Annotated in this window: 18 protein-coding genes; 8 read left to right on the forward strand and 10 right to left on the reverse strand. The window is 48.0% G+C overall.

Translation table 11 applies throughout. The features are described 5' to 3' along the window. The first annotated feature begins 71 nt into the window (after positions 1-71). Complete coding sequence (rapA, locus tag OEZ43_00860; GenBank protein MDH5544108.1) at positions 72-2,933, forward strand: RNA polymerase-associated protein RapA; 2,862 nt, start codon at positions 72-74, stop codon at positions 2,931-2,933. A gap of 11 nt (positions 2,934-2,944) precedes the next feature. On the opposite strand, the gene OEZ43_00865 is transcribed toward rapA, so the two are convergent. The 3 genes from OEZ43_00865 to OEZ43_00875 all read right to left on the reverse strand — a co-directional run bounded on the left by OEZ43_00865 (position 2,945) and on the right by OEZ43_00875 (position 4,568). Further along, the gene (locus OEZ43_00865; GenBank protein ID MDH5544109.1) at positions 2,945-3,160 is read right to left on the reverse strand and encodes a cold-shock protein; all 216 of its coding nucleotides are present in this window, start codon (positions 3,158-3,160) and stop codon (positions 2,945-2,947) included. Between the two features lie 462 nt (positions 3,161-3,622). Further along, positions 3,623-4,075, reverse strand: coding sequence for a TerB family tellurite resistance protein (locus OEZ43_00870; GenBank protein ID MDH5544110.1), 453 nt, complete (start codon positions 4,073-4,075; stop codon positions 3,623-3,625). A gap of 22 nt (positions 4,076-4,097) precedes the next feature. Beyond that, positions 4,098-4,568, reverse strand: a complete 471-nt coding sequence (locus OEZ43_00875) for an RNA-binding protein (protein MDH5544111.1) — start codon at positions 4,566-4,568, stop codon at positions 4,098-4,100. 267 nt (positions 4,569-4,835) lie between these two features. Here OEZ43_00875 and OEZ43_00880 point away from each other — a divergent pair, with 267 nt between their 5' ends. Then, the gene (locus OEZ43_00880; protein ID MDH5544112.1) at positions 4,836-6,419 is read left to right on the forward strand and encodes a long-chain fatty acid--CoA ligase; all 1,584 of its coding nucleotides are present in this window, start codon (positions 4,836-4,838) and stop codon (positions 6,417-6,419) included. Positions 6,420-6,526: 107 nt separating this feature from the next. Then, entirely contained in the window at positions 6,527-8,062 is a 1,536-nt protein-coding gene (locus tag OEZ43_00885) for a hypothetical protein (GenBank protein MDH5544113.1), read from the forward strand. Between the two features lie 5 nt (positions 8,063-8,067). Here OEZ43_00885 and OEZ43_00890 read toward each other — a convergent pair whose 3' ends face one another. Beyond that, positions 8,068-8,685, reverse strand: coding sequence for an NERD domain-containing protein (locus OEZ43_00890; protein MDH5544114.1), 618 nt, complete (start codon positions 8,683-8,685; stop codon positions 8,068-8,070). Between the two features lie 93 nt (positions 8,686-8,778). After that, on the reverse strand, positions 8,779-8,988 hold the full coding sequence (locus tag OEZ43_00895; GenBank protein MDH5544115.1) for a hypothetical protein: 210 nt from the start codon (positions 8,986-8,988) through the stop codon (positions 8,779-8,781). A 266-nt stretch (positions 8,989-9,254) separates the two neighbouring features. On the opposite strand from OEZ43_00895, the gene OEZ43_00900 reads away from it, so the two are divergent. Continuing rightward, a complete protein-coding gene (locus OEZ43_00900; protein MDH5544116.1) occupies positions 9,255-9,860 on the forward strand; it encodes a nitroreductase family protein in 606 nt (201 codons plus the stop codon). Positions 9,861-9,870: 10 nt separating this feature from the next. Further along, on the forward strand, positions 9,871-11,652 hold the full coding sequence (locus OEZ43_00905) for a SulP family inorganic anion transporter (GenBank protein ID MDH5544117.1): 1,782 nt from the start codon (positions 9,871-9,873) through the stop codon (positions 11,650-11,652). Positions 11,653-11,665: 13 nt separating this feature from the next. On the opposite strand, the gene OEZ43_00910 is transcribed toward OEZ43_00905, so the two are convergent. Continuing rightward, positions 11,666-12,007, reverse strand: coding sequence for a histidine triad nucleotide-binding protein (locus OEZ43_00910; GenBank protein ID MDH5544118.1), 342 nt, complete (start codon positions 12,005-12,007; stop codon positions 11,666-11,668). A 204-nt stretch (positions 12,008-12,211) separates the two neighbouring features. Here OEZ43_00910 and OEZ43_00915 point away from each other — a divergent pair, with 204 nt between their 5' ends. From OEZ43_00915 to OEZ43_00925, 3 genes are all read left to right on the forward strand, one after another. Continuing rightward, entirely contained in the window at positions 12,212-12,655 is a 444-nt protein-coding gene (locus tag OEZ43_00915) for a hypothetical protein (GenBank protein ID MDH5544119.1), read from the forward strand. Between the two features lie 116 nt (positions 12,656-12,771). Continuing rightward, positions 12,772-13,467, forward strand: a complete 696-nt coding sequence (locus OEZ43_00920; GenBank protein ID MDH5544120.1) for an MgtC/SapB family protein — start codon at positions 12,772-12,774, stop codon at positions 13,465-13,467. Between the two features lie 286 nt (positions 13,468-13,753). Beyond that, on the forward strand, positions 13,754-15,949 hold the full coding sequence (locus tag OEZ43_00925) for a primosomal protein N' (protein MDH5544121.1): 2,196 nt from the start codon (positions 13,754-13,756) through the stop codon (positions 15,947-15,949). 6 nt (positions 15,950-15,955) lie between these two features. On the opposite strand, the gene yacG is transcribed toward OEZ43_00925, so the two are convergent. The 4 genes from yacG to OEZ43_00945 are packed head-to-tail and all read right to left on the reverse strand — an operon-like array spanning position 15,956 to position 19,739. Next, the gene (gene yacG / locus OEZ43_00930; GenBank protein MDH5544122.1) at positions 15,956-16,132 is read right to left on the reverse strand and encodes a DNA gyrase inhibitor YacG; all 177 of its coding nucleotides are present in this window, start codon (positions 16,130-16,132) and stop codon (positions 15,956-15,958) included. Then, positions 16,129-17,598 (reverse strand): cell division protein ZapD, encoded by a 1,470-nt coding sequence (zapD, locus tag OEZ43_00935; protein MDH5544123.1) that lies wholly within the window; start codon positions 17,596-17,598, stop codon positions 16,129-16,131. The genes yacG and zapD overlap by 4 nt, the downstream gene beginning before the upstream one ends. Before the next feature lie 9 nt (positions 17,599-17,607). Beyond that, positions 17,608-18,507: an A24 family peptidase gene (locus OEZ43_00940; GenBank protein ID MDH5544124.1), complete on the reverse strand. Its 900-nt coding sequence runs from the start codon at positions 18,505-18,507 to the stop codon at positions 17,608-17,610. 11 nt (positions 18,508-18,518) lie between these two features. Further along, entirely contained in the window at positions 18,519-19,739 is a 1,221-nt protein-coding gene (locus OEZ43_00945; protein MDH5544125.1) for a type II secretion system F family protein, read from the reverse strand. Position 19,740 lies beyond the last annotated feature (1 nt).

Raw genomic sequence — 19,740 nt, forward strand, 5'->3', positions numbered from 1 at the left:
TCCGACGAGACTTTTTCCGCCAAATCTTCTAGTATACGCCTCCCCTGATATATCACCGGAGGCGTATTATTTTGTCGCAACAGTTTGTACCTGGCCAGCGCTGGATTAGTGAAGCAGAACCTCAGCTGGGGTTGGGCACCATACTGAAAGTCGACCATCGGATGGTGACGATCGTCTTTATCGCCTCTGGCGAAACACGAAATTACGCCAAGGATTCCGCGCCACTTGCGAGAGTCCAGTTCAAGAAGGGCGACGCTATTCTCAGCCATGAAGGCTGGGGTATGGTTGTCACTCATACAAAAGAAAACAGCGGCATTATCACCTACTTCGGCACCACAGAGTCAGGCAATTCGACACAGCTCGAAGAGGGACTCCTCAATAATTTCATCCAATTGAACCGACCAGTCGATCGCCTGTTCAGTGGGCAAATCGACGCAGACAAGTGGTTCGATTTACGAATACAGACGCTCTATAACCAGAAAAAATTCACACACTCCGAAATCCGTGGCTTGCTAGGTTCTCGCACCAATTTACTTCCCCATCAAATTTATATCGCGCAAGAGGTCGCACGCCGGTTTGCGCCACGGGTCTTATTGGCTGACGAAGTAGGACTAGGAAAAACTATTGAAGCGGGCATGATACTCCATCAACAGTTATTAACTGGCCTTTGCAAGAGAGTATTAATCGTCGTACCTGATCCCCTGGTAAATCAGTGGTTGGTGGAATTGATCAGGCGTTTTAACCTTCGCTTTAGCATCTTTGACGAAGAACGATGCATTGCGCTGGAAGAGAGTAGTGAAATTGCCAACCCGTTTCAAAACGAACAACTCGTTATCTGCAGCATAGATTTTCTGACTGATTCCACTCACCGTCACGAGCAGTTACTGGATGGCCAATGGGATATGATGGTAGTAGATGAAGCACACCACCTGGAATGGACACCTGAAAAATCGAGCCCTAAATACCAAATCGTTGAAGCGTTAAGTCGTGTGTCCAAAGGCGTGTTATTACTTACAGCAACTCCAGAGCAGCTGGGCAAGAATGCGCATTTTGCCCGTCTACGCTTGTTAGACCCGGCACGTTTTCACAGCATAGAAGCTTTCGAAGAAGAACAGCGACACTATGCACCCGTCGCCAGTCTGATTGAAAAACTCATCGATGGTGAGAAGATAGAAAATAGCGCACTCGATGCCTTGCGAAAAATATTCAATGACGAAAACATTTTGCCAGCAGAGTTAAACTCGGCGACCGACGAACAACGACTGGCAATATTAAATAAACTATTAGACACTCATGGAACGGGGCGGATTCTCTTTCGCAACACACGCCATGCCATAAAAGGATTTCCTGAACGAAAACTGCACGCCTATCCTTTGGAGCTTCCGGCGGAGTACCGTGAACCATTGGCGGAAATCGTAAACTCGGGTATTACAAACCCGCAATTATTTCTCAGCCCGGAGCGCTTATTCCAACAAGTACGGCAACATCCACATTGGACTGACTTCGATCCACGCATAGACTGGCTTTGCACACGCTTGCGCACAATCAGGCCTGAAAAATGTTTATTGATTACGGCGAACAAGCAAACCGCACTAGAACTAGCGCAGGCCTTGCGCGAACGCGAAGGAATAATCGCCGGCGTTTTTCATGAGGATCTTAGCATCATCGAGCGTGATCGGGCCGCCACGTTTTTCGCCGATACAGAAGGGTCACAGCTATTGATTTGTTCCGAAATTGGCAGCGAAGGTCGCAATTTTCAATTCGCACATCATCTGGTGTTATTCGATTTGCCTTTCGTTCCCGATTTACTCGAGCAACGCATTGGTCGCCTTGATCGTATCGGACAGCGTCATACGATAAATATTCATGTTCCCTATCTCAACGATACTGCGCAAGCCTATATGTATCGCTGGTATCACGAAGGATTGAATGCCTTTGAACAAATCTGTCATGTCGGCCAAACCATATTTGATGAGTTAGGCGATACTTTGCTGCAGGGTTTACATCAAATCGATACTAATCAGGATTTCGACCTGCTTATCCAAACCTCACGCGACATGTATCAGAAATACACGCATGAACTCCATGCGGGCAGAGACAAACTGCTTGAATTCAATTCATGCCGCAGCGATGTGGCCGAAAATCTGATATCGACAATTAAGAAGCTGGAAGCTCCCGAACGTATACAAGACTTTATGGAGCTCATATTCGATTGCTTTGGCGTAGAAATAGAGGACCATATCGAGAATTGCTTTATTCTTCGCCCTAACCCGCATATGCCGGTTGTTGCCTTTCCAGAGCTTCCCGAAGATGGTGTAACCATCAGCTATGACCGAAATACCGCACTGCATCACGAAAACGTGCAGTTTATTAGCTGGGAACACCCGATGGTATTGGGCGCAATGGATATGATACTGACCCAAGAACTGGGCAATACCTGCGTTGCTGCACTAGAAACGAAAGTGGTACCTCGCGGTACCTTGCTAACCGAGTGTTTTTTCCGCGTAGAAAGCGAGAGAGAAGAGATTCAGGCGACCATGCCTCCTCAATTGTTCCGAGTTCTGATAGATCATCGCGGTAAGCAACACGATGAAAAGCTCGGCTTTCGTGAAATCTCAGAAAACCTGCAAAGTGTCGATGCCAACACCGCAAAGAAAATCATTGAGTCTCAGAGGGAAAAACTACGGGACATGATAGACCGCAGCAGTAACATCGCAAATAATGCACTGCCAGACCTACTCGCCCGAAGTATGAAGCGCCTACGTAATATATATAGCGACGAGGCAAACCGCCTACGCGATCTGGGAAAACACAATCCCAGTGTGCGAGAGGAAGAAATTCGCTATTACGAAGAACGGTTAGCCATAGCCGAATCCGTTATCGATAATGCGATGTTACAACTTGATGCGGTTCGCGTCTTAGTTACGACGTAAGCGCCTTAGCCCTAAGCTTCGGCCGTCGTCACAGATACAGACGTTGCAGCCAGACCCTTGGGGCCTTTTTCCGCTTCAAACGCAACAGGTTGTCCTTCGTTCAGTGTTTTAAAACCTTCGGACTGAATCACTGAGAAGTGTACAAACACATCTTCACTGCCATCATCCGGAGCAATAAAACCAAAACCCTTGGTATTGTTAAACCATTTAACGGTACCAGTAGCCATGCCTTACTCCACAAAATTCCCTTGAATACCTTCGGCACTCAAGCACCAGAGAAAACACGGCTCGTCCCGACACATGGTGCAACAACCGAAGCCGACTGAGTATAGCAGCGTTTGTTTCGTAAAGACTACCGGCAATTAGCATAGGCAACTCTGAAATGCTGCTAACTTTGACGCGAGGCTGTCAATCAACCGACATCTATCAATCAAGCTATTCACAGTTTCAAAAGGCCGTCAACACCAGAAAATTTCTTTTTTGCATCTTTCTGTCGTGCAACGATAACAAAATAAATTTCAATGAAAACAATATGTTAGACCATGATCAAGAAACGAGCAATTTAACAGCAAGATAGATGTAATAAGGCTTCCCGTGGGTTCTCCGCAACTAATCCACATAGTTATCCACAGGCTCTGTGGATAAAGAAATTTAATGTGTCAGAATATTGTATTCTCTTGATAGCGTCGTTAGTGTTGGCTCACTCGCAATTTTGTCGCAACAAAATCCGAGTGGCGTACATACAATAATTCAGCAATTTTACGAATGGTGTGGTCTTCATACGCATCGAGTGTGTTATCAGCGTAGGCAACTTTCCATAGCAGTTCGATGATTTGTACTTTTTGCTCGTATGAATAATGATCATTAATCAGTCTTGTAAACTGATGATAATCGATAGCGTCAGTGGCTTCTTCTGCGGCAAGTGCCAAAAGCGTATTTGCTTCTGTCTCACTGAGTAAAAAAAGCTCGGACAATGCTCGGTGCATAGTCTGTTGTTCAATCGGGTGTTCCTCATCATCACTATTCATGACTTCGACGAGCAATGCCGCCGTAGCGAGCTGAATCCGATGAGCCGGGTCGGAACCACTCCCGCCCTCGAAGGAAATATTGTCTTCGAAAAATCGTTTCAGCTTGCTCAGCATTCCGGCTTTCCCGTCGGATCGACTATTCCTTTGCCTCGGCAACTTTAATAGTGCGACCAAAAAACTCCTTGCCATCTAAAGCACTCGCCGCCTTATCCGCGTCCTGCCCAGACATTTCGACAAAACCATAGCCTTTTGGCTTGCGGGTATTTCGATCCGTGGCAATTCGAACATTGACAACATTGCCATACTCGGAAAATAACTTGGTCAACGCCCCGCGATTGGCTTTAAATGCCAGATTTCCCACATATAAGGTTTTAGTATCGCCACTCGTTTGTTTCGCAGCAACAGTACTGCTACGACGAATCGGTCCAGGCTTCGCGGTCTTTCCAGCACTTGCCGAAGGCAATGCTACCGACAATATGGCGGCGACGAGCACGGCTGCAAACGCCCCTGACACAAAACTACTACTATCCAGTGACAGCGTTGGGGCCAAGAAAAAGCCGGCAACAGCCACAACCACAAAAGAAACTATCAAGCTGATCATATTCATGTTTTACATGCCATAGTTAAGAATGGCCGCGTATACACCTTGTTAAACACTTGAGGAAACCGGGATTTACCTGAGCAGATATGAAACTGGCACGGCTACGCGACAAATTGAAAAAACAGCCATATTGGCTCGACTGAGTGCCGAAGTGTAACTGAAAGCCGTCACCAATACCACGCACAATCCCTTTTTCTAACGAGAACCAGACGTTGCCGGCTTTTGCCCGTTATAATGCGCAACATGACTATGCTATGACCTGGTGACGCTCACATGGATCACACAAAATTCGATATTCAGCAAGCCATAACCGCACTGTTACGCCAAACAACAGATCGTTATGGAGAACAGACTGCCATTTTTGATGCGGAAACGAAAATCTCTTTCCGGGAATTTGACGATCTCAGCACGCAAGTAGCTTATTCCCTGACCTATATTGGCATAAAACCGGGAGACCGGGTGGCGCTATATTTCGTAAATAGCGCGGAATTCGCCATCAACTATATTGGTATCGTGAAAGCAGGCGCCGTTGTCGTTCCTATCAATTTACTGTTAACCCCAGTAGAGATTGCCTTCATATTAAATGACTGTAGCGCCAGTGCGTTGATATATCACGAAAGCCTGCGTGAGCGGGTTCGAGATACCCAATCCTTAGTCACAGACAAGTTGCACTTTGTTTCGTCTTCCAGTCAATTGGCCGAAAACACAGATATTGCGCAGCATGTATTCGCTGCGCACCAGAAAAAACCTGGCGAATTTCAAGTTGATCCCCACCGGGATCTGGTGTGCATACTTTACACGTCAGGCACCACAGGAAAGCCCAAAGGGGCCATGTTGACTCATCGTAATCTGTCGAGTAACACCACTGCAGCTTTTACCGCTTTGGGACTCGAATCAGGTAAAGACAGACTGTTGGTGGTCCTGCCTATGTTTCACGCCTTCGCTGCAACCGTCGGCATGTTAATGCCGCTATTACACGGGTGCGCATTCATACCATTGCCACGCTTTGAGCCAAAACTTCTCGCCGATACGATCAAGATTCATCAGGCCACTATTTTTCTTGGCGTACCAAGTATGTATAACGTTTTACTTCAGCATGCTGATACAGTCGCCGATGGTTTTTCATCAATATGCCGATGCGTTTCTGGCGGGGCGGCAATGCCAAAGCAATTAATGCGCGATTTTGAAAAACAATTCAACGTTCCTGTATACGAAGGCGACGGACCTACTGAATGCTCACCGGTCACCTGCATCAACCCGATCCAGGGCCAACGCAAGATTGCCTCTGTTGGTCTGCCCATACCCGGCGTGGAAATGTCTATCATGGACGGTAACGGACAGTTTCTTCCCACCAATACAACAGGAGAAATTTGCGTACGTGCACCGAGTGTCATGGCTGGATACTGGAAACGCCCGGAAGCAACTGCGGAATCTTTTTTTGGCGATTGGTTTCGAACCGGCGACCTTGGCAACATGGATGAAGACGGCTATTTCTACATCGTAGACCGCATCAAGGACATGATTATCGTCAACGGCATGAATGTCTACCCACGCGTAGTCGAAGAGGTTCTCTACCAGCACCCTGATATCCGTGAAGCCGCCGTGATTGGGGAGCCTGACGAGTTGCATGGAGAAAACGTCGTTGCACACATCGTCCCCAAGGAAGGCAAGACCTTAACAGCAAGCGATGTTCGATCGTTTTGTCGAGACAAACTTGGGCGCTACCAAATTCCTCGAAAATATTGTTTTCAACCTGAGTTACCCAAAAATGCGGCGGGTAAAATCCTTAAACGCGAATTGCGCAAACACGGTGAAATCGAACGTGGTATAGACAACCGCGATACCAGCGAAGCCTGAACAATCGACATACGCTAAAGCTTAAGCCTTGAATTAGACTGGCATGATGCTCTTTGCTCTGTTATTTTCTTGCGGGAAAAGAAAATGCCAGGCATGGGGTTCAAACAATGATGTCACGAAAGTCTCAAGTACTCGCCTTTACTCTAATGGCAGTTGTCACTGCTTGTTCCGAAAGCGTTCAGCAGGGTGCACTGTCCTGGAAATTGGTATCTCCGTCACAAGGTGGCACAACTGTATCGTCCCCCACCACTAGCGTCGACACTGACGGGAATATACTTCTGACCTGGCTGGAAACAGAAACGCGCGAGGCTGACGGAAATGCCGACATCTTATGTACGCGTGCCAATTTGCTAACGCGTCACTACAATAATGGCTCAGGAACCTGGGGAAACACAGCGAATTTGCAAAGCGGTGTATGGCGCCGCACATCTACCAAAGACACTAATGACGGCACATGGCGTACCCTGTCCAATGTTCTTGCCAGCCAGTTACAGCTTGGAGCCGATGGAAATGGAAATCACATCGCCGTTTGGTTACAGGACACGGTTTCTGACTGTGATGCTGCTGCGACTAAAATTGTGAGTATTTATCAAAGTATTTATTCCGCTGAAAACAATACCTGGTCAACACCTGCGCTACTCGTCGATACGCCTACCCAAAACGCCAGCAACCCAAGTCTTGCGGTGTCTGCACTTGGAACCGCGCTTGCCACCTGGCAGGAAAATGATAGTAGTGGTCTGGTCACCCTTTCATATGCCAGTCACTTTGACAGCGTCGACACTTGGGGAGCACCTATAATTGTCAGTGGTGACGATGGCGGCACACCCTTAGGCTATTATTCCAGTCATGCGCCCAAAGCAGCCTTAGACAGTTCAGACAATGGCGCGGTGATTTGGAGACAGAATGGCAACGGAATTTTTGAGATTTTTGGACGCAACTACTCAGCCGCCGATGGCTGGAGCGCTACGCCGGTCAAGCTCAGCAATTCATCAGTAGACGCTACCGATCTGAATATTGCTTCCAATAGCACCAGCATTTGGGCTGCGTGGGTAGAACTTGACGCCAATGGTGCGGGACAGATCATCGTGAACAACTTAAATACTGACAGCACCAGCGGCACGTCAACTGCCGTTAAAGGTGATCTCGCCGCAACAGAAGCGGACGAACGTGAACAACATGCCACTTCTCCAAAACTCGTTGTGGACGGAAGCGGCAACGTAACCATCGCCTGGTTACAGCGACAAAACTATGATCCCCTGAGCAATCGATGGAATAATAACAGCGCGGTCGCGATATGGAGCAATCGCTACAGCGGGGGCAGTTGGTCAGGCGGTTCACCAGTCTTGTTCCAACAAAGACTATCCGCGGAAAGCGTATCAGTCTCACTAAAGGGGTCTGATCCTGTCATCAGCTGGATACAGAACAACGATGCGCTCGAAAGCCATCCGCAAGCCATTGTTTCCAGCAGATATACAGGCGGAAAATGGAGTGATTTCATAGAAGTTGCAGAGATAAACGAGGCTTCCACTCAGCTTCATAGCAAGCACTCAGGTGACCATGTCGTGGATAGCTGGATTCGACTAGACACCGAATCCGCCACTGGCCAACAGAAAGCCAGGATTGAAGTCGCACATACATATTAAAGATATTATGCGGACTGCATTTTATAAACGATGGTTTGACTACTCGACCCCAGACTGCCGACGAAATCTTGCCATACATCTAGTGACGCATCCTTGTCCACAGGTGCTCGTGCAAAAACACGGGCATCATCGAGCAAACAATCAAGCATAGACACACCTTCCGGTATGCCTTTTGGAAACTCGCCATTATTAGTGAAAACTACCCGACCAAATACCTTGGCTCCGGGTAATTGGTCTCGCACAGCCTGTACACAAACGCGGTTATAGTACAAAGGATTGGTAAATTTATAGCTCTTTCCCTCGAAAACCTGCGTCCATTGCTCGATTTTTTCACCGCCAAACAATATTCCCGGGTAGTCTTGTATTTTTAACACCAACACGCGACCCCGAGTATAGATACAGAAGTCTATTTGCACGTTACCTTCGACGCCATCAGAAAGCGTAATGTTTTCGACCACTTGTCCGCCAAATGATTTAAGTGCACGCTTAATCCGACGACGCGTCGCACTTTTACGCATACGGCGCAGCATGAACAGAATCGATAATAGCCCCAATACCGACGCCAGCGCGTAATAAGCACTTTCTTCAGGGGCCTGTTGAAGGAATTGTATAATTTCTGACATTTTTATAAAGGTAGTACATAAATCTGCCTACTACCATGTCGGAATGGCGTCAGAAAAATTAAGTTTTAAACGAATAGAAATGAAAACTACGTTTTAAGCGATAGCGGTGACAGGGTATAGGACACTCTCGGCTTCTTCGAGAAATTGCGCAAGCTTGCTCAGGCCTTCTCCTCTAGCGTAAGCGGCAATTTCACCCCAGGCATCTTCGCGAATAATGGATTGCAGAGTAAGACTTCCGGAAGGCAGACGGCTCGCATATGTATCAAGCGCAATTTCTATAAATTCAAGCGCAGTACCGCTCATAGGAAGCTCCTCAGTAAAAAAACCACAAGATCAGGCATCACACACAAAATCCATGTGTACGAACCGCTCTAATTCCACCTTATACAGGTGCAGTTTTCCCACTGATGAGCCGCGCATACAGGCGACTCTGAATTCAAACTGATAATTGTTATTGTTTTGACCGCAAGCATCATACCCTGCATTTGGTAGGAAATACAACACCGGCATTCAAATAAAAAACCGAGTAGAATCTGTCCCGAAAATTTTTTTCAACCTGTTAGGAAGTCATGAAACACAAACACGCTAGGACCAGCGTCCCTGTTCACCCATTGATAGCTCGACGCTGGAGCAGCCGGGCTTTTGATCCATCCCGCCCGGTCTCAAGGCCACAACTAATGGCATTGTTTGAAGCAGCACGCTGGGCGCCGTCCTGTTTTGGCGATCAACCCTGGCAAATGTTGGCGACTGACTGCTTTGAAACACCCGATGCCTGGAAAAAAGCGGTTGAATGCACAGATGAATGGAATCGTTACTGGGTAACACAAGCGCCTTTGATACTCATAGTGACCGCCAACACACTCTTCACTCTAGAAGATGAAGGCGAAAACCGCTGGGCAGAATACGATACCGGCGCCGCCGTCGAGAATCTGGTATTACAGGCGACAGATATGGGACTAATGTCTAGGCAGATCGGCGGATTTGATCCCCATAAGACACGCACTTCGTTTAAGATACCGCCCCAATACAATATTTTAAGTTTCATTGCTTTAGGTTATCCCGGCAGTGCCGATCACCTGACAGACAAACACGAAGCCGATGAAAAGGCGTCGCGGGAGCGCAACGATCTAGAGCAGCACTTCTTTTTAGGTCAATGGGACCAAGGAATCAAGTAGACAAATCACTATGAACAACAAAGCAAATATATGCCCATTGTGGCTGGTTCGCGTATTTCCATTTATTCGCTGGTGGCAGGACGTCAACGGAAAAACATTTCGCGCAGACCTTATCGCTGGGCTCACTGGCGCAATCGTTGTTCTTCCTCAGGGGGTTGCATTTGCCACAATCGCCGGCATGCCACCCGAATACGGTTTGTACGCGGGCATGGTGCCAGCCATTATTGCGGCGTTATGGGGTTCATCAAGACACCTGGTCTCTGGTCCAACCACGGCAGCATCAATCGTTTTGTTCTCAGCCATTAGCGCTCATGCCGAACCCGGCAGTATCGACTACGTGCGACTGGTGTTAACACTCACATTCATGGTGGGTGTAATACAACTCACCATGGGCATCGCCAGACTTGGAACTTTAGTCAACTTTATTTCTCATTCCGTTGTCGTAGGATTTACCGCTGGCGCAGCCATACTTATCGCATCCAACCAAATTAAGAATTTCTTCGGTATCAGCATAGAGAGAGGGCTACATTTTTACGAAGTCATCCTGCAACTCGTCCAGCATATCTCAGAGACCAATCTCTATATCTTCGGCATTGCCACTCTGACCCTGATATCGGGTATTGTGGCTAAGCGCCTGATACCCAAAATCCCTTATATGTTGATTGCGATGATAATCGGCAGTATCGCTTCGATTGTACTCAATTCCATACTGGGCCAGGAATTTACACACATCGTCACCGTTGGAGCGTTACCGGCATCTTTGCCACCGCTCTCGTCTCCCGATCTGACCTTGAGTACCATCAAGGAACTGGCACCTGCGGCACTAGCTGCAACACTGTTTGCCTTGGTCGAAGCGGTGTCAATCGCACGCTCTATAGGCATCAAATCTGGGCAACACATCGACGGCAACCAGGAATTTATTGGCCAGGGCCTTTCCAATATTGCAGGGAGTTTTTTCTCCGGATATGTCGCCACTGGCTCTTTCAATCGCAGCGGCCTCAACTACGAGGCGGGCGCAAAAACTCCGCTCGCGGCCGTAATGGCCGGCCTTATGCTAGTAGGCATCGTGCTTCTTGTCGCACCCTATGCATCCTATCTTCCGAATGCCGCGATGGCCGCCATTCTGTTTTTAGTTGCCTGGGGATTGGTAGATATACACCACATCAAGCGCATCATAAAAACCAGCCGATCAGAAACAACCGTACTGCTGACAACATTTCTCTCTACGCTTTTTCTGGAACTCGAGTTCGCCATATTCCTGGGGGTATTACTTTCACTGGTTCTGTATTTAAACCGGACATCAAGACCGAAGGTACTTTCCCGCATTCCTGATCCATCGCTACCGAAACGCAAATTCATCACCTCAACTGTGCAGGAAAAAGAGTGCCCACAACTCAAACTCGCCAGGATTGATGGTTCCTTGTTTTTTGGCGCCGTTCCACACGTACGCGAATCAATCGCTAACTTCTATCAACGCAACCCCGAGCAAAAACATCTTCTCATCGTTGCGATAGGGATTAATTTCGTCGACCTTGCGGGTGCGGAATATCTGGAAGAGGAGGCTATTAAGCGCCGGAAGATTGGCGGCACAATGTCCATGTATCTTGTAAAAGAGGATGTCGTGGATCGTCTGCAACGTGGCGGCTACCTGGAACATATTGGACGAGACAATATTTACGGCTCTAAAACCGAGGCCGTAAAGTCTATCTTCGATAAACACTTAGACAAGAGCATTTGCGCAAAATGTAGTAAACGCGTATTCCTTGAGTGCGATAGCGTGCCGCGAAACTAATACTTAATAAATCTTAGCCGGGCGGCCAGGCCAACTGACGCCCGGCCAGTAAATGCATATGCAAGTGAAACACGGTTTGGCCGCCGTCGCCATTGCAATTGACCACCAACCTGTAACCTGATTCATCGACTCCAAGCCGTTTCGCCACCGTTTTCGCAACCAACCCCATCCTCCCAAAGATCACACCATCTTCCTCAGAAAAATCATTGACTGTAGGTATATGTTTTCGTGGTATAATCAGCGTGTGCTGAGGGGCCTGAGGGTTAACATCCCGAAAGGCGATAATTTCGTTATCTTGATACACTATTTCGCTTGGAATAGTGCCGTTTGCTATTTTGCAAAAAAGGCAGTCCATATCAATCCTCCGCACCTGGGTTTTTTGGAGACAACAGCGTTGACTCCGGTAGCTTTCGCTCAGGCTGACGATCATATCAGTGGCTACTCAGGGATAGAAGCAGCAAATGTTTACACTTTGTTGCGAGCACGCTGGCTATAATTGAGTCATACTGTCGACTTTGATCCGGACTCACCGCAACAACTTTTATAATGTAGCGAAAACATGGGCCTATATCGTAGAAGACGAAATACTGGAAAAATTGTCAAACAGCGTTTTAACGGTAGAACGTTAATCGTGCATTCCGGTTTTCCGGAAAGCTGGTTGAAAGAACTCTTGAGACAACCTGGTGGTGGCGGTTATTTTCGCATTGATATACGCGTACAAAGCGATGATCGTCCTTCTCCCGTGGAAAAATTTGTCCATGACCAGCTATTACCCTTAGAACTGCCTCTTCCATTCATGGCAAAAATTGACTATGACAATGTCTATCTACGTCATCTGACTCGCAATGACGAGTTGGTCGATCCCTCTGAAGTGGGGATGATATACACCGAAATTGAAACTCGTTATCACATACGTCTTTCGATTGAGAAGGCAAAAACAGAGGCCTTCCCAGGCATGGCGCTGGACAATAACGATATTGCTATCGAGACTGTGCTCGCCTGATACCCGGCTTTACTTTTGTTAAAGCCCTGTACCTCTGCACTAATACGGAACTCTTTCTCGAATAAGAAGGCTAGCGCCTTGTTAAAACGGCACTTTTCTTGCCGTAGTTAATTCTAATGATAGATCACGATCTCACCGTTACTTTTGTTCGCCTGGTCGCCGCCATATTTATTGGCGGTATCATTGGGCTTGAGCGCAGCATCAATGGACGACCCGCAGGGTTTCGCACCCATGCTCTAGTCTGTCTTTCCTCATCCGTACTCATGTTATTAACTGTCTATCAGTGGAAACTACTCGCGGATGCGCCTATCGATACGATACGAGTAGACCCGACTCGCATGGCTCAAGGCATTATGACTGGCATTGGCTTTCTAGGAGCCGGTGTAATTATGAAGGAGCGCTTCACCATCCGCGGGCTGACAACTGCGGCTTCGATCTGGGTTACCGCATCTATCGGAATACTCGTCGGAATGGGTTTCTTTTCAGCCGCAGGCATAGCGACCGTGCTCGCCCTGGGAACGCTGTCACTGTTTAGAATTTTCGAACAATATCTGCCCACCGTACAATTCGGCAGACTGAGTATCCGCACATTGCGCAAATCCAGCTTGAGTGAAGACGACTTATTGGAAATTGTTTCCACTTATAAATTCACGGCGGGAAGCATTAGCTACAACCTGGAAAGTGAAGGCAAATACAGCAAAATGGAAATGATTGTGCGCACGCGTCACCCGGAAAACTTTCGCAAGCTGAGTGAAACTCTCAACCAGATGGAAGAAATACAGGAGTTCAGTTTGACGCCACGCTCAAGCTGACGAGGACTGGTTTACCCACAACTGAAAACCCTTGTCAACCGCCTAATCGTAAGATTTTTATCTTTAATACACCACACAGGCAAAATCTTTAATATCTGTAATAACAATAAGTTACAAAAACGATGCTTTTTTAAACAATCTAAACGCAAGTGTGGAACGACGTGCATTGGTGTGACTTCCCCCCAATTCTTCCACAAAGTTATCCACAGCTTGTGTGCATAACTATATAGCGCCAAACAACGGCAACTCGCCGCTAAGTTCTGTAATTCCGTGATACATTCTGCGCATGCAGAAAATTTCCATTTTACGCCTGGCCTTACCCACGCCGTTGCGCAAAACATTTGACTATCTTGCGCCTAATTCAGAAAGCGACATTTCGCTTGAGCCAGGTATGCGAGTCCTCGTTCCCTTTGGCAAGCGACAACTTGTCGGGATTCTGTTGGAAGTGAGCGATAACAGCGATTTCGATCTAAATAAACTGAAATCGGCGATACAAATTCTCGACCACACACCGCTGTTTACCGCCTCAATGCTCACTTGGTTACGCTGGATGGCAGATTATTATCATCATCCTATTGGTGAGGTGTTTTCCAGCGCCCTGCCCGCGCTCTTGCGCCAGGGAAAAGACACACGCAGCCAGGAGACACCGATTTTCATAGCTGAACCGAATCTTGATCAACACGAACTTCGTTCTCTGATGCGTGCACCAAAACAAAAAGCACTACTGGAGTACATCCAGTCTCAGCCCACGGGTGTGACAATAGATTTGATCCGCTTTCGATTTGAACACTGGCAAACCCCGGTGAACCAATTACTGGAAAAGGGTTTTATTCGTCGTACGTCGATCATACGAGAACCTAAAACACCGTCCTACAATTCCGGACCGACGCTAAATGCTGAACAACAAAACTGCGTAAATGAGATCAACAGCACTCGAAGCAAGTACCGTTCTTTTGTTTTACAAGGCATCACTGGCAGCGGAAAAACCGAGGTCTACCTCAACGCAATACAATCGCTCGTAGAAAGTGGCCTGCAAGCCATGGTTCTCGTTCCAGAAATTGGACTGACACCACAATTTCTTGCACGCTTCGAACAACGTTTTGGTGGAGAGATTGCCATACTGCATTCGGGCATGAGCGACGGTGAACGCCTCCACCATTGGACGCTAGCGCAACAAGGGCGAGCAAATATCCTCATTGGCACTCGCTCTGCCGTATTCACACCGCTACCGCGACTAGGGATCATTATCGTCGATGAGGAGCACGACAATTCGTATAAACAACAGGACAGTTTTCGATACTCCGCACGCGACATGGCCGTTGTACGTGCAAGACGCGAAGGCATTCCGGTTGTATTAGGTAGCGCCACTCCTTCATTTGAGAGCATGCGCAATGTGGAGGAACAACGCTATCAAGTGTTGCACCTGACCAAACGTGCCGGCGATGCCCGCCCACCTGCGTTTCATCTGCTTGATCTTAAGGGCCAGCCACTACAGGAAAATTTTTCGCACGCACTCGTCAACACCATGCGCAAACACCTCGACCAGGGAAATCAGGTATTACTTTTTCTCAATCGCCGCGGGTTTGCACCCTCTCTTATCTGTCACGAATGTAGCTGGGTGGCGATGTGCAAGCGCTGCGAATTACCGCTAACATTTCATCAACAGTCACGTCGCCTGCGTTGTCACCATTGTGGAAGCGAGCGACAGATACCGCAGCAATGCCCTGACTGTAGCAACCTCAATCTTTTCCCTCGCGGATATGGAACAGAAAGAGTTGAGCAGTTTTTAAACGCGCAGTTCCCTGATGTCGAAACCTTGCGCATCGATCGCGACACCACACGTGGAAAAAACAAATTGCACTCGCTGCTCGAACGCATCCATCTGGGCGAAAAACAAATACTTCTCGGCACGCAAATGCTCGCCAAGGGACATGATTTTCCCAATGTCACTTTGGTTGGAATACTCGACGCCGATCAAGGCCTGTATGGCACAGACTTTCGCGCGACAGAAAAGCTCGCGCAACTAATTACCCAGGTTGCCGGTCGCGCAGGGCGAGGCAGCAAACGAGGACAAGTGCTTATTCAGACACACTACCCTGATCACCCACTACTTCAAACCTTGGTACATGATGGCTACGAAGCCTTTGTGCACGCCGCCCTCATGGAGAGACGGGACGCTTTGCTACCTCCTTATACGCACGCAGTGTTGTTTCGAGCGGAGAGCAATACACCAGGTCGGGAACTGACTTTCTTACAGGAGATAACAAGTGAACTATATGGAGGGATAGACAAAGAAACAATGGTACTCGGGCCTACGCCATCACCCATCGAAAAACGTGCCGGTCGATTTCGCAGTCAATTACTTTTGTTGTCGAAAAACCGCGCGCCTTTACACCAACTCGTACAGCGAACCCTCCCTTTGCTGGAAAAAGAGCGTCGCGTTCGTTGGTCTATAGATATTGATCCGCTGGATTTAAGCTAGAAAGGCTTATTCGCCAGAAGACAGTTCAGATTCTGATGGATGATCTTGTGTCGGGATCGCGTATTGCTCATCGGCCCATGCGCCGAGATCAATCAAACGACAGCGCTCCGAACAAAACGGCCTGAACGTGGCCTTTTCAGACCATTTGACCAGCGCGCCACAGGTAGGACAATCAACATTCATATGGCGCTACGCACAAGCAAAAAAGAAACATTGGTATCGGCCTGCACCGGTCGCTCACTCCCCATAGGTTTGAGAAAACGTACCGTAAAACGGTGCTTGCCACCACTGATTTCGGGATAATAAGGACTATCGACCGGCACTTTTACCTGGATCATTTGAAATGGTGCGCTGCTGTCCAGCGAGCTTTGAAAAAAACCATTACTCGCAATCTCCTCAACCGGTTCAGCGCTCTCTCTCACCAAATCAAGAATGATTTTCACGACAGATTTAACCAGTGAGAACTCACTCAGCCAGGTTTCAAGATCTTTCTTACGCACCTCAATAGGCTGACCTAACCACCAACCATAAGCTGGCGTGTCAAATCCCATTGCCCCGCCTGGCATACTGTCTTTTTGTCGTAAACCATTCAAAAATTCGTTCAGCTTGAGAGACAGAGCTATCTGCCCTTCAACGGCACGCAAATCTCTGACATAGGTTTTTAGCTGATTAAGCACTGTTTCGAGACGTTCCTTATCAATGCCGTCGATCTGTGCATAACGCACCAGTCCGGCATTAATACGTTCCAGCTCTTTCATGAACTCCGTTTTTAACTCAGGACGGCAAAAGATTGTCATGATGTCGATCAATCCCTGCATGGCTGCACGAGAGTCGAAAATATCGTCACCGCGCAGGTGATATTCCGTTTCCATAAAAAGGTTTTCAAGGCGCATCAATGTGCGAATGCGCTCATTCAGTGGCAGTGTGTAGGTTATATAATCAGATTCCACTACGGCAACAGACGCTTTTTCCGCGCTTTTCGTCGAGGATAGTTCGTCCGTATGTGCAGAAGAAGGCATTTCCTGCTCATCGGGTAGGGTAATCTGTTTTAATTGAGTTTGTGCCATATCACTGTATCGTCGATGTATGTCATCAACTTGACTATATAGGGAGTCCAAATCGCCGGTGTTTTCGATCACTTCGTCCGCCTCCTCAAGACGTTGTTTACGATCGATCTGGGCATCCATAATGGCCTGGACATCTTGCTCGCTGACCTTATCGCGCAACACGGTACGACGAATCTGTTCTTCTGGCGTGGAGTCCACCACCAGAATACGGTCTACCATGTCCCGCTGCCCTGTTTCGAACAGCAAAGGTATCACAACTATGCAATACGGGGTACGAATCTCTTCAATACGTTGGCGCATAGTGCGCCTAATTAGCGGATGTAACAAAGATTCCAGCCATTTTCTATCGCGATTACTTTGAAAAATGCGCTTACGTAATAGTGGGCGATTCAATCCACCCTCATCTGTGAGTATCTCTTCGCCAAAATAAGACGCAATTTCTTCCAGTGCGGGAGAGCCTGGCTCGACGACTTCTCTGGCGATAATGTCGGTATCGACTACTGGTACGCCAAGGATTTCAAAGCGACGCGTCACGGCAGACTTACCGCTCCCAATGCCGCCTGTCAGCCCGACTATCAGCATTTGTCGTTCCTATAGCCCCGATATTTTCCAGTATTGATCCAAAATTTCCTGCCCCCACAACATGGCGCACCAACCGGCAATCGCCAGATAGGGGCCAAACGGGATCGGTTTGTCGCGCTCATGTCGACGCAACACTATCAACAACACGCCCAGCACCGCACCCGCAAAAGAGGATAGCAGGATAATAACTGGAAGCAACTTCCAGCCTAGCCAGGCACCCAGGGCTGAGAGCAATTTGAAATCGCCAAACCCCATACCTTCTTTGCCGGTTAGCAATCTGAATAGCTGATAGACAAACCACAAAGACATATAACCGGCGACGGCGCCAATAATCGCTTCTACCGGAGAAACAAACGCACCGCCAAGGCTTAACAACAAACCGACCCAGATCAATGGCAAGGTAATCGTGTCGGGCAAGAGCTGAGTATCGTAATCAATAACACTGAGCGCGATTAGCACCCAGGTGAACAGCAAACCCGCACATGCAGCCAAACCAAAACCAAAATGCGATGCAACAACGGCTGACAATACCGCGCTAAGCAATTCGATGAGCGGATACCGAACCGAAATAGCCGTACCACATCCGGCGCATTTGCCACGCAACATCACATAACTCAGCACCGGAATATTCTCCCACGCGCGCACGACCCGTTTGCAATGCGGGCAATGCGATCGAGGTACTGCGAGATTGAATTTTTCATCTTTGATAGCTGACTTGCTATCATTTTTCTGTGCTGGTAGATCGTCAAACATTTCGGCGCAGTATTGTCGCCATTGCTTTTCCAGCATCACAGGCAGGCGATAGATCACGACGTTTAGAAAACTTCCGACGAGTAAACCAAAAAGGGCAGAAACGATAACGAAACTTGCTGGATTATCCGTAAATACTGTGACAGCCGTGTCTAACATTATCTCCGTACCTAAATAGTCTGACCCAATTGGAACACCGGCATATACATCGCCAGCACCAGACCACCTATGAGTACACCGATAATCACAATGATAATAGGCTCCATCAAGCTGCTCAGACCGTCGACCGCATCGTCCACTTCCTGCTCATAAAAATCGGCAACCTTCGCAAGCATGGAATCCAGAGAACCGGTCTCCTCGCCAATGTGCACCATTTGCACCGCCATATTAGGAAATATCTTTGTCTGTTGCATCGCCAGCTGTAATTGCTGCCCCGTTGCCACATCTTCTCGTATGTCAAGTATGGCTTTGGCATATAGCAAATTACCCGCTGCACCGGCAACAGACTCCAGAGCATCTACCAAAGGCACACCGGCAGCAAACATTGTCGACAAGGTACGCGAGAATCTCGCAATAACAGATTTGCGCACTAAGTCACCAAGCACTGGCAAACGCAACATATTCGCATCCCAGCTGTAGCGAAAGGCTTCAGAGTTTTCCTTGGCTTTGATTATGCTGTATACAGAAATACCGATAGCCCCCAAGATAAACATCCAGTATTGCTGAAAAATATCAGACATATTTACCACGATCTGAGTCGGTAACGGCAAGGCTGCGCCCATGCTGGCAAACATTTTCTGGAACTCCGGCACAACCTTGACGAGCATAACCATGAGTATCAACATTGCCACCGCCATAACGCCTACCGGATAATACATAGCCTTCTTGATTTTGCCTTTTATCGCCTCTGTTTTTTCTTTATACAAGGCGATTTTGTTGAGCAAGGTCTCGAGGATACCCGCCTGCTCACCTGCACGTATGAGATTGCAAAAGAGGTTGTCAAAATGCTTTGGATGCTTGCGCAATGACTGCGCCAGAGAACTACCACCTTCCAGATCCATCTTGACCGCCATCATCATCTCTTGCATCGAAGGGTTTTCACTTCCCTTGCCGATAATCTCGAACGCCTGCACAAGCGGAATACCTGATGACACCATAGTGGCCAACTGGCGACTAAACACGGTGATTTCTTTCGACCTAATCGACTTCTTGCCTTTACTAAATAAGGCAACTGGCTTCTTGCGAATCTTGTGTGCACTAACACCTTGGCGACGTAATTCGGCTTTGAGCACAGGGATACTTACCGAGCGGAGCTCGCCTTTTACGCGCTTACCTGCGCGGTCAGTGCCTTCCCATAGATATAATATTGTCCGGTTTTGATGTTGTGCCATA

The organism is Gammaproteobacteria bacterium (assembly GCA_029881255.1).
In the GTDB taxonomy this organism is placed as follows: Bacteria; Pseudomonadota; Gammaproteobacteria; order S012-40; family S012-40; genus JAOUMY01.